The organism is Vibrio sp. (genome assembly GCF_038138445.1).
Classification (GTDB): Bacteria; Pseudomonadota; Gammaproteobacteria; order Enterobacterales; family Vibrionaceae; genus Vibrio.
The window spans coordinates 30,064-41,720 of the sequence record NZ_JAYQDQ010000031.1; the positions used below are offsets into that span (position 1 = coordinate 30,064).

12 protein-coding genes are annotated in these 11,657 nt (G+C 42.2%); 3 read left to right on the top strand and 9 right to left on the bottom strand.

Annotated features, from left to right (window positions below; translation table 11 throughout):
* Positions 1 to 11: 11 nt before the first annotated feature.
* On the bottom strand, positions 12 to 1,058 hold the full coding sequence (gene hemB, locus AAFM34_RS10285) for a porphobilinogen synthase (protein ID WP_341662495.1): 1,047 nt from the start codon (positions 1,056 to 1,058) through the stop codon (positions 12 to 14).
* A gap of 148 nt (positions 1,059 to 1,206) precedes the next feature.
* Between hemB and AAFM34_RS10290 the strand changes: the two genes are divergently transcribed.
* Complete coding sequence (locus AAFM34_RS10290; RefSeq protein ID WP_341662498.1) at positions 1,207 to 1,965, top strand: TatD family hydrolase; 759 nt, start codon at positions 1,207 to 1,209, stop codon at positions 1,963 to 1,965.
* A gap of 701 nt (positions 1,966 to 2,666) precedes the next feature.
* Here AAFM34_RS10290 and tatC read toward each other — a convergent pair.
* From tatC to rmuC, 7 genes are read right to left on the bottom strand one after another with little or no spacing between them, the layout of a single operon-like run.
* The gene (tatC, locus tag AAFM34_RS10295; RefSeq protein ID WP_341662501.1) at positions 2,667 to 3,398 is read right to left on the bottom strand and encodes a twin-arginine translocase subunit TatC; all 732 of its coding nucleotides are present in this window, start codon (positions 3,396 to 3,398) and stop codon (positions 2,667 to 2,669) included.
* A gap of 60 nt (positions 3,399 to 3,458) precedes the next feature.
* Positions 3,459 to 3,887, bottom strand: coding sequence for a Sec-independent protein translocase protein TatB (tatB, locus tag AAFM34_RS21010; RefSeq protein WP_371833270.1), 429 nt, complete (start codon positions 3,885 to 3,887; stop codon positions 3,459 to 3,461).
* A gap of 3 nt (positions 3,888 to 3,890) precedes the next feature.
* Positions 3,891 to 4,127, bottom strand: coding sequence for a Sec-independent protein translocase subunit TatA (gene tatA / locus AAFM34_RS10305; RefSeq protein WP_341662503.1), 237 nt, complete (start codon positions 4,125 to 4,127; stop codon positions 3,891 to 3,893).
* A 43-nt stretch (positions 4,128 to 4,170) separates the two neighbouring features.
* Positions 4,171 to 5,805, bottom strand: coding sequence for a ubiquinone biosynthesis regulatory protein kinase UbiB (gene ubiB, locus AAFM34_RS10310; RefSeq protein WP_341662505.1), 1,635 nt, complete (start codon positions 5,803 to 5,805; stop codon positions 4,171 to 4,173).
* Positions 5,802 to 6,407 (bottom strand): SCP2 domain-containing protein, encoded by a 606-nt coding sequence (locus tag AAFM34_RS10315; protein ID WP_341662507.1) that lies wholly within the window; start codon positions 6,405 to 6,407, stop codon positions 5,802 to 5,804. Before AAFM34_RS10315 ends, ubiB begins: the two co-directional genes overlap by 4 nt.
* A 13-nt stretch (positions 6,408 to 6,420) precedes the next feature.
* Positions 6,421 to 7,203, bottom strand: coding sequence for a bifunctional demethylmenaquinone methyltransferase/2-methoxy-6-polyprenyl-1,4-benzoquinol methylase UbiE (gene ubiE / locus AAFM34_RS10320; RefSeq protein ID WP_341662509.1), 783 nt, complete (start codon positions 7,201 to 7,203; stop codon positions 6,421 to 6,423).
* A 56-nt stretch (positions 7,204 to 7,259) separates the two neighbouring features.
* Entirely contained in the window at positions 7,260 to 8,810 is a 1,551-nt protein-coding gene (gene rmuC, locus AAFM34_RS10325; RefSeq protein ID WP_341662511.1) for a DNA recombination protein RmuC, read from the bottom strand.
* Positions 8,811 to 8,944: 134 nt separating this feature from the next.
* Between rmuC and AAFM34_RS10330 the strand changes: the two genes are divergently transcribed.
* Complete coding sequence (locus AAFM34_RS10330) at positions 8,945 to 9,850, top strand: DMT family transporter (RefSeq protein ID WP_341662513.1); 906 nt, start codon at positions 8,945 to 8,947, stop codon at positions 9,848 to 9,850.
* Positions 9,851 to 9,855: 5 nt separating this feature from the next.
* On the opposite strand, the gene AAFM34_RS10335 is transcribed toward AAFM34_RS10330, so the two are convergent.
* A complete protein-coding gene (locus AAFM34_RS10335; RefSeq protein WP_341662516.1) occupies positions 9,856 to 10,677 on the bottom strand; it encodes an HDOD domain-containing protein in 822 nt (273 codons plus the stop codon).
* Positions 10,678 to 10,946: 269 nt separating this feature from the next.
* Between AAFM34_RS10335 and AAFM34_RS10340 the strand changes: the two genes are divergently transcribed.
* Positions 10,947 to 11,609 (top strand): winged helix-turn-helix domain-containing protein, encoded by a 663-nt coding sequence (locus AAFM34_RS10340; RefSeq protein WP_341662518.1) that lies wholly within the window; start codon positions 10,947 to 10,949, stop codon positions 11,607 to 11,609.
* Positions 11,610 to 11,657: the final 48 nt, after the last annotated feature.

Sequence of the window (11,657 nt, forward strand, 5' to 3'; positions counted from 1 at the left end):
GATCATTAATTTTATTCATCTGATTGTAAAAACTTAGCCGATTCAGCATGATCTCTTGCCAGCCATTCAGCGACATCTTTGGCAAAGTAAGTCAGGATTCCATCAGCTCCAGCTCGTTTAAAGCAAAGCAGTGACTCTATTACCGTTTCGCGTTCTTTTAACCAACCATTTAAGAACGCCGCTTTGTGCATAGCATATTCGCCCGACACCTGATAAGCAAAAGTGGGGACACCAAGCTCAGATTTTACACGCTGTACAACATCAAGATATGGCATTCCTGGTTTAACCATCACCATATCCGCGCCTTCATTGATATCCATGGCCACTTCATGGACAGCTTCATCGCTATTAGCCGGATCCATTTGGTAATTATTTTTATTACCACCTTTAAGATTACTCGCTGAACCAACCGCATCACGAAATGGCCCATAATAATGGGATGCATACTTAGCTGAGTAAGCCATGATTTGGGTGTTGATATGTCCTGCTTCTTCCAAAGCTTTACGAATGGCTCCTATACGACCATCCATCATATCTGATGGAGCAATAACATCAGCACCTGCTTGAGCATGGGACAAGGCTTGCTTGACTAAAACTTCCGTTGTCTCATCATTTTGAACATAACCTTCTTCGTCAATAATGCCATCTTGGCCGTGGGTCGTGAAAGGATCCAAAGCAACATCGGTAATCACACCAATTTCTGGTACATGTTCTTTCAAAGAACGAACCGCTCTCTGTATCAACCCCTCTGGATTATAGGCTTCCGCAGCACATAAACTTTTTGCATCTTGATTCACCACTGGGAACAGAGCGATAGCTGGAACACCCAATCGTGCAAGGTATTGCGCCTCTTCCAGCATTAGGTCAATAGATAATCGCTCTACTCCAGGCATTGACTCCACGGTCTCGCGACGATCTTTACCCATCAAGATAAACATTGGATAAATCAGATCACTGACTGTAATCTGGCTCTCTGCCATAAGGCGGCGACTAAAGTCATGTTTACGCATACGACGCATACGACGACCAGGAAACTGGCCTTGAATGGAAACGGACACTCTATTCTCCTTATGTGGTGAAAGTGCTTGATTTGCATAATATCACTCCTGAGAGCCGACGCTAGCAGCAAGTGATAAAAATACAAAAAATGACCAAATGCTCACACTGCCGTATACTCTTTGCCATCAAGCTTTATAGAGATTAACGATGATCGATACTCACGCGCACATTTATGCCAGCGAATTTGACAGCGACCGTGATCAGGTTGTGGAAAGAGCACTTGCCCAAGGGATAGAGAAAATCCTACTACCCAATATAGATCTTGAGTCCATCAAGCCAATGCTGCAAACAGAAGCAAACTATCCAGATATATGCAGCTCCATGATGGGACTACACCCTTGCTATGTAGATAGAGACTATGAAAACACGTTAAAAATAATCCGCAACTGGTTTGAAAAACATTCTTTTATTGCCGTTGGAGAAATAGGTATCGATCTCTACTGGGACAAAACCTATAAAGCGGAACAAGAGAAAGCATTTGTTACCCAATTGAATTGGGCCAAAGAGATGAAGCTGCCCGCTGTAATCCATACTCGAGACTCCATCAAAGAAACTCTAGAGCTACTCGAACAAGTTCAAGATGGCTCACTTTCCGGGGTCTTCCATTGCTTTGGCGGTGATATAGAACAAGCGAAGGCGATCAATGGGCTCGGCTTTCACCTCGGACTCGGCGGAGTAAGTACATTCAAAAACGGCGGTATGGACAAAGTTATCCCTGAATTAGATATGGACTATGTGCTGCTTGAAACCGACTGCCCTTATTTGGCTCCAGTACCCCATAGAGGCAAACGTAATGAGCCTACCTACATGTCATTAGTGGCAAAAAAAGTCGCTGATTTACGAGGTGTTACATACGAAGAAGTTACAGAGTTAACAACAAAAAACGCCAAGTCATTGTTTTTTTAGAAAATTAAATTAAAATTAACGCCGAAATAAAAAATAACGTCATAATATGAGAAAAGTTTTCATACTTTAATTCAATCACTACTGATTTACTATTGATAGAAATACTAATTATAAGTTATCACAATATGCATTATCACAGTGGTTGCTTGCGCCGAAGGCATCGAACATTTTGGCAAAAAATGCTTGGCGTAAAGAAGGTCTATAGGTGCTCCCATTGCAGGGACCTTGTTAAAATAAGGTAGGCTTAATGTCCTAAAATATATCTTTCGAAGAGGTTTACTATTTGTAAGCCTCTTGTTGCATTTAGAGTACAAGTTATGTGTATAGAAATGACTCTCTTCATAATATAAGGCGCTTGACTGAAAGAAATGTAAAGAGAACCCCAACCATCCCAGCTCCTCACACAAATACACCTTTTCAAAGCAAAAAATTATCTCGTATTTGATAAAATAAAATTTTAGAGATAAATGATCCAAGTTAACCTTTAAATAAAGATGACACTAGTTTAATATACAATATAAACAATAAAAGGTTAGGTAAAATGTGTAGGCAAAGCAATCACTTGCATAGAAAACATCGTGCGATTTGGCATAAATTAATAGGTATAAAAGAGATCTACATATGTTCAAAATGTGGGCATGTTATGAAATTTAAGTAGTGACTCACCAGTACGACGGCTGTTATAAAACATTTCACCAATTTTACCTCGATGACCTGTCAACGTAAAACCTCGCAAAAAACAATCCAACTTCAAAAAGTAGACACATAGGGACAGCAAGTAGAGTCTGAGAAATAATATCAGGCGGAGTCAGCATCATGCCGACCACAAAAGCCCCCACTATGATATAAGGTCGCTTTTCACTTAAGCTTTTAGGGTTGGTTGCTCCAGTCCAACACAGCAAAATAATCGCCACTGGCACCTCAAAAGCGATACCAAAGGCGAGGAACAAAGCGAGGACAAAGTCTAAATAGCTGGAAATATCTGTCGCAAATTCTACCCCACCTAGTGAGATAGCGGTAAAAAAGCCAAACACCAAAGGAAACACCACAAAATACGCAAAAGCTACGCCGCAGTAAAATAGTAATGAACTCGAAAATAGAAGGGGCATGATGAGCCGACGTTCATGCTTGTATAAACCCGGAGCAACAAAAGCCCACACCTGATATAAGATGAAAGGCACAGCAATAAAAATCGATGCAATCAGAGTTAACTTTAGAGGCGTAAAGAAAGGCGATGCGACATCGGTTGCTATCATTGTCGCCCCTTCTGGCAAACGCTCTACAAGTGGTGCAGAGACAAACTCATAGATGTCATTAGCAAAATAAATCAGGCCAAGAAACACAATTAAAACCGCAATAAGTGCACGAAGCAAACGACTACGCAGTTCTAAAAGATGGCTAATCAAAGGCTGCGTTTGCTCTACAGATGGCATGAAAACCTCTACTGGAAAATATGATAAGGGATAGCTTTAGCCATCACTACTTAAAGGTAATTATTTGGCTTTTCTATTATCTGCCAGTGGTGAACTATCACCAGCAACATCGCTTTCTAATGAAGGCTTTACATCATCAGAGGCTTGGGTTGTTGTGACTTTACTCTCAGTGTCATCTTCGTTCTGCTCCTGCCCTTTAGTATAAGGCCGCTGCACATCATGAGCAGCCTGTTTGAGCTGCTCAACAGAGGATTTGAGCTCCGGAGATAAATCTTCCATACCCATCTGCTCTGCCTTGCGTAAGTTATCTTGTAGTTCTTGAACTTTAAGCTCATGAGAGATCTCGTCTTTAACGTTATTTGCCATGGTCTTGGCAGCACCGACAAAACGAGAGATACTACGAATCGCGTGAGGTAATCGCTCAGGTCCAAGAACAACAAGGCCAACAACTGAGATCAATATCAGCTCCCAAAAACCGATATCAAACACGAGTTATACCTGCTCTTTATCTTTTTTATCTTCAGCAGCAGTATCCACTTTTTGCTGATCAAGATGCTTTGGCTCAAAGTCTGCGTCTTTTTTCGCCGCGTCGTCTTCACTCATAGCTTTCTTAAATCCTTTCACCGCGCCGCCTAAATCACTTCCCATACCACGCAGTTTCTTAGTACCAAACAAAAGAACGACAATAACGACAATAATCAGAAGCTGCCAAATACTAATACCACCCATTTTCTATACCTCGGGCTAATTCAAACCAATGAAAGTCTACCGTTTAACGGCGATAGGCTTTCCAACTAAACAACCAAAATATCGCACCACCACTCGCTGTAACCAAAGATAGCTGGTTATAAGGACTGGTCATCAATATTGCTGAGCATACGACTAATGTCGCTCCTACCCCAAATAAAAACTTTCCTTTTAGCTGTTGACGCTTACTGGCACGATAACCATAAAACAGCTCATCCATGCGCTGATTCATCATTTTACCCTGACGTAAGCTGTCATAAAGTAGCTCAGGCAATTCAGGTAATTTTTCAGCCCAAAATGGCGCTCGGTCTCTCACCGCGTTCATTAGAGCTTTGGGACCAACCTGATTCATCATCCATTCTTCCAAGAAGGGCTTAGCTGTCTGCCACAGGTCAAGCCTAGGATACAATTGACGCCCTAGCCCCTCTACGTAAAGCAAAGTTTTTTGCAACAAAACCAATTGTGGTTGGACTTCCATATTGAAGCGCCGAGCTGTATTAAACAAATTCAACAATACATGACCAAAAGATATATCACACAATGGCTTAGCAAATATAGGTTCACACACCACACGTATAGCACTCTCGAATTCATCAAGGTTTGTATCTTGTGGAACCCAAGCCGACTCAACATGTAGTTCTGCCACGCGGCGATAATCTCGATTAAAAAAGGCCAGAAAATTCTCTGCTAAGTATCGTTTATCTTCACTGTTTAAAGTACCAACTATGCCGCAATCTAAACCAATCCACTGCGGATTCTCCGGATGTTCTGGACTAACAAAAACATTTCCAGGGTGCATATCCGCATGAAAAAAGCTGTCTCTAAATACTTGGGTAAAAAACACACTGACACCACGTTCAGCTAACAACTTCATATTGGTGCCATTGGCTTTCAAACCATCGATATCCGACACTTGGATGCCATATATTCGCTCAGAAACCATGACAGTTTTATTACTAAAGTCAGTAAAAATTTCAGGAACATACAATTCTTCACTGCCTTCGAAGTTTCGCCTCAGTTGAATCGCATTGGCTGCCTCTCGCTGCAGGTCTAATTCATCGAGCAAGGTTTTCTCATATTCTTGGACCACCTCTACAGGCTTCAAGCGACGCGCCTCTGGCAAGGCTCTCGCCACTATACGAGCCATGCGATACATAAGTTTTAGATCCGCATCAATAACTGGGCGAATATCTGGGCGAATAACCTTTAAAACCACTTGCTGATGATTTGACTTGAGTCTCGCAGTGTGAACCTGGGCAATGGAGGCCGAAGCAAGCGGAGTGATATCAAATTCATTAAACCAATTATCAATAGGCCCACCTAACGCTCGCTCAATCTGCTGCTGAGCAAGTTGACCATCAAAGGGGGACACTTGATCTTGAAGAAGCGCTAAAGGGTCGGCAATATGGGGAGGAAACAAATCGCGCCGGGTAGACATCATCTGACCAAATTTTATCCAAACAGGTCCCAATTCCTGAAGTGCCAGCCGTAACCGCTCACCCAATTCTTTATCTGCATGTCGATTTTTAATCCAAAATAGGGCTTTTCTGGCAAATAGAGGCGCTTTAGCTAGCTGATGATCAGGGAGAAGTTCATCTAAACCATATTCGAGCTGGACCTTTATAATCCTATAGAGACGTCTTAGTTCAGTCAGGGTCATACTCTGTCCATCAGTTTAGTCAATTTTGCTTCAACACGAGCGGCCCAACTTGCAACATCATCCACTTGATCGCAAAAATGTGCGATTTCCAATGACGCTGGGGCTAATTTCCACTCTTCAGTGATCACTTGTGCGAGATGGTTACTGTGTTTTTCAGCACGTCTTTTGACAAACTCTCCAAGTCCTGAGGCTCCTTGCACTAGACTATGAGCGAAAACATCCCCTATCACTCTCGATAGCCACTCTTCAATATCTGGTTTACAGTCAGACAATAATTGAGAGAATTTTTGCGCTAACTGAATATCTCCCTCTAGAGTTAATTTGTCTTGCTTAATTAACTTAGTAATATTCGATTGTTCACGCAGCTCTGATAGGCTGGAAATATTGAGCGAAAGGTAGCAGTCAGGCTTACCTTCATAAGCCGCTAACACGTCAATTTGCTGGCTAAACACAAAGGTAAGAGTTTTGTTGAGCTCTCTTAAATGTACCTGAATCACCTGGCCTTTTATTCGTGAAAGACGACGTACAAGCTCAGGATCATCCTTAACTAGGATGTTAATGCTTGATTCAACAGCAGCAGTGACGAATGCTTCAAACGGCATAAGACATTCCCTATCAGAACTTGTAACCACGATGAAGAGCAACAATGCCCCCCGTCAAATTATGGTAACTGGTGTTTTCAAAGCCTGCTGATTCCATCATATCTTTGAGTGTATTTTGATCAGGGTGCATACGAATCGACTCAGCAAGGTATCGGTAACTTTCCGCATCGTTAGCCACCAGTTCGCCCATTTTTGGCAGTAGGTGGAATGAATAAGCATCGTACAACTTCGACAATGGCTCGAATACAGGTTTTGAAAACTCCAATACCAACAAACGACCGCCTGGTTTTAAAACTCGGAACATCGACGCTAGCGCTTTATCTTTATCCGTGACATTACGAAGGCAAAAGCTGATAGTAATGGCATCAAAGTAATTATCCGGAAAGGGTAATTCTTCCGCATTGGCCTGAACATAATGAACATTGCCAACAACACCACTGTCACGAAGCTTATCACGGCCGACGTTGAGCATTGAGTTATTAATATCAGCAAGGATCACATGACCTTTATCACCAACAATCCGTGAGAATTTCGCCGTCAAATCCCCTGTACCGCCACCTAGGTCAAGCACTTTATGCCCCGGACGAACCCCACTACAGTCAATGGTAAATCTTTTCCATAGGCGGTGAATCCCTCCCGACATCAAGTCATTCATAATGTCGTACTTTGCAGCAACGGAATGAAAGACTTGCGCGACCTTAGCGACTTTTTCCTCTTTGGCTACCGTGGTGAAGCCAAAATGCGTGGTTTCGTTTGATTCTGTAGCGGTATCTAACTTCTCGCCTGTATCTGTCATGATAATTCCTCTTAAAGCAGCGTTATGAATTAATACGACCTCAGCGCTGCGCGCGATTAGTTTACTTTATCCTCAGCTTGTTGTCTTTCATCGATAGAAGCATTTTCACCGGCAGAATTATTTTCCTGCAATCCATCATAACTTGCCAAACTCGTTACACTGGGCGTAATGGGCTTCTTAACCTCAACACCAAGCTGTTTAAAGCTTTCTGCCTGTCGTATTACATTACCTCGCCCGCTAGCAAGTTTGCTCATCGCTCCTTGATAGCTCTGGTTTGCTTTGTCTAATGCGCCACCAAGATTTTGCATATCATCAACAAACAAACGCAATTTATCGTATAGTTTACTCGCTTTATCAGCGATGACTTGCGCATTTTGGTTTTGGCGTTCGTTACGCCACAAGTTATCTATCGTACGCAAGGCAACCAATAAAGTGGTTGGACTCACCAAAATAATGTTTTGCTCTAGCGCATCTTTAACTAAACTCGGGTCAGCCTGAATAGCCACCTGGAAAGCAGGCTCTACTGGCACGAACATTAATACATAATCTAAGCTTTCTATCCCTTTAAGCTTATGATAATCCTTTTGCGACAGCCCTTTAATATGTGCTCTTACTGATAGCAGATGCTCATTTAAGGCTTTATCTCTCATCTCATCAGATTCGGCATTAAAATACCGCTCGTAAGCAACCAGAGTCATTTTTGAGTCAACTACAACCTGCTTATTATTGGGTAAATGGACAATAACATCTGGCTGAAAGCGTTTGCCTGCCTCATCTTGCAAACTCACCTGCGTCTGATATTCATGCCCTTCACGTAAACCTGACTCGGCTAACACACGTGCTAAAACCACCTCACCCCAATTGCCTTGCTGTTTATTATCACCTTTGAGAGCTTGAGTTAGATTGACGGCTTCTCGGGTCATCTGCTCATTAAGCCGCTGAAGGTTCTTTAACTCATGAACAAGAGTATGACGCTCTTTTGCTTCTAGGCTAAAGCTATCATTGACCTGTTTCTTAAAGCCTTCCAACTGATCTTTCAGTGGTGATAATATAGCGTCCAAGCTTTGCTTATTTTGCTGATCGACTTTTGCTGTTTTAACGTCAAATAGCTGATGTGCTAAGTGCTCAAATTGTTGTTTGAGGCGAACTTCTGCCCGCTCAAGCAGTTGCAGCTTTTCTTGGTTGGCTTTATTTTCCTCTTGATGCCTAGCATCTTGCTCTCGAAGCTGTGCTTCAAGTTGTGCTTTTTGCTCTCGGCTACTATCTAGCTGAGTGGCGTACTGCTGACGCTCCTGTTTGAGTGTCTCCAGATAGCGTAGTTTTTCCAACGAGGCCATATGCTGACCGTGTAATTGCTTCAACTCATAAGCTGCCTTGTCCCGTTCAGCGTCGAGCTGGTCAAGATCTTGATTTGCTTGCTCTAGCGTTTTTTGTAACTGACTAATTTGTGCATTTGATAACTCTCGTTCAGAATCAAGTTGCTGTTTCAAAAGCTTATAATCAAGGTTCATTTGCTGTTTTACCCACCAGCCAGCCAAAGCACTACTTAATGTTGCACAAGCTAGAATGGTTATAATCAAGGTGGGGTTATCTAGAATCCATTGCATAATAGTGAGTTAACTCATATTTTCGATATCAGTTAAATGGTATTTTACCACTGGATAAATGTCCAGTTTGATGGTCGGATATCAAACCGATAGACTAGCGCCCTGAGTTGTATCTATCTAGGCAAGGGAATGTCATGAACGAACGTCGCGCAATCGGTTTAGGACTGTCTGCTGTACTTTTATGGTCTACTGTGGCCACCGCCTTCAAGCTCACCTTAGCAGAGCTAACACCAATCCAGATGCTCACAGTCGCAAGTACAGTTTCGACACTTGCATTAACTTTAATATGCGCTTGGCAAGGAAAACTACCTTCCATTAGCTCGACTTTTCTCGCCAATCCTTTCTATTACATCTTACTTGGGGCAATCAACCCTCTGTCTTACTATCTTATTTTGTTTAAAGCTTATGACCTACTCCCAGCATCACAAGCTCAAGCAATCAATTACAGTTGGGCAATCACACTCACTTTTATGGCTGCTGTATTTCTCAAGCAAACAATACGCAGGCAAGACTGGATAGCCTGTGTTTTAAGTTACTTCGGCGTTATCGTCATTGCTACTAAAGGTGATATTTTAAGCATGAGCTTTGACAGCCCACTAGGTGTCGGCTTAGCTCTACTATCGACGCTGTTGTGGGCGGGCTATTGGATACTGAACACCAAGAACAAAGCCGACCCTATAGTGGCTATTCTACTTGGATTTCTTGTCGCCACGCCGTGTGCGCTTGTTATAAGCTGGATAGAGGGTGCTAATTGGAACCATATTTCTTCACAAGGTTGGCTAGCGGCAACATACGTGGGCCTATTTGAAATGGGCGTAACCTTCGTTCTCTGGCTAAGTGCATTAAAACTTACCCAAAATACCGCAAGAATCAGTAATCTTATTTTTGCATCGCCTTTTATTTCCCTAGTACTACTTGCAACAATCATCAAAGAACACATCCACCCAACCACCTTGATAGGGCTTGTACTTATTATTGCAGGCTTAGTCATCCAACAAATGAGGTTTAGGAGAAAGAATCAATACGAGCCTTCGTGTTAGCGGTACTAAAACAGCTGGTATGCCATTTCACTCCCTTGGCCTCTAACTGCATCAATTTTTTCTGTTAGATTAGAGTCCAGGTTCAGCGCTATAGCAGCCTTATGTTTTTTTAAATACCCCTGCTTCTCTTTAGCGCTCATTGAATCCCAGCTTTGGTGAATATCCCTAGCCAGAAAGACTAGACAGGCCAATCTTTTCGACTCTACAGCCTTGCTGGGGTGATTAACATTGGCAATCGCATCAATCAGTTCGGCAGGAAACTTCCAACTCTCAGCTAAAGCAGCTCCAAGCTGCTGAGCATCGGCTCCAAGGACATCTCTCTGTACCTCTATAGGATTGCTACCCTTTTCAACACGCCGATTGATCTCCAAAGCTTTTTCTGGCTCAAGAGAGTGAATCATAAGCTCACCGATATTGTGTAGTATCCCAGCGATAAAAGCTTCATTTGGGTCAATTTTGACTTCCTTCGCTAACGCACCAGCGATAGTGGCAACCTCAAAGGTACTGGCCCAATAATCTTTAATATTGAGTGTTTCCAACTTAGGGAAGGTAGAAGCCAGAATTGATGAGGATATTAAATTGCGAATGGCCCCAATACCGATTCGTACGATTGCATCATTGATATTCGACACACCCTTGACGCCACCGAACTGAGCAGAATTGGCCATTCTCAGCACCCTAGCTAACAAAACTTGATCCATCGCCATCTTTTTTGCCAGCTCACCAAAATCAATCTGATCGCTATTTACCATCTCAAGAAGCTCTTGAAGTACACTCTCTATTCTGGGTAGTTCATTGATTCTTGAAATCAGCGTTTGATAGCTCATACATTCCCCCGTAAGCAACACCTTTCTCATTTAATATAGGACAGAAATCACTCAACGGAACAATAAGCTAGAGCCCTCACATCCAAGCCATAGCGCAAAACAAAAGCATTAAGTTTCATATAATTGATAGCGCTTACACAAATTATACATGTCAGTTCAAAGCCAGTTATTCCTTAATTGATCAAAGTACATTCATGTACTTACCTTGAGTAAAACATTCCATTGGTGGTGATCAGTGAACCTTCGAGTTACTGCCTAAATTTGATGATATGATTTTATTTAATACCCTTAGTAACAAGCTCTCCAATCGTAATAAAAGCACCAAGATCGGTTATCGAGAAGCACAAGTATTGGAACTTCTAATCCAACACTCTCCCAATGTTGTTAAGAAATGCGACATCATTCAACATGCATGGGGAAATCAATATGTTGGCGAGACATCTCTTGCTAAAAGTATCAGCTCACTGCGACATGCACTGCTGAAGTTAGGTGCCAACGAATCGCCCATAGTTACTGTGCCCAAAGTAGGTTATAGACTAATTAACGACTGTATCGCTTGCGATACGCCAAAACCGATCCAGATAGAGACCATACAAAAAGCTTTTGCCGACACATCAACACCTAAAGTCACAGTTAACGATCAACATAACACCATTTTTCACCACTACAGATTCTCTATCTGCTATCTCTCAGCTTTTATCTTATTATTTTCCGCAAACCTACTCGCTTTTAGTAAATCTTATGGTTGGCACTGGGAAAACGTAAATAGCAAGCACTCACTAACAATAAGAAAAATAGATATGATTGATGTCATTAGTACTCCAGATACTCATCTAAGTCCTGAGCTTCTCGCCTTACTTTCCGAGCATCAATGCCACTGTGTTGTTTACTTCGAACAGAATGATCAGTATGCGGAGCTATCAGTAATGTAAGCTGGCGGTAAACCCCATCTAATCATTTCCTTTTAAATTCGGTATTGT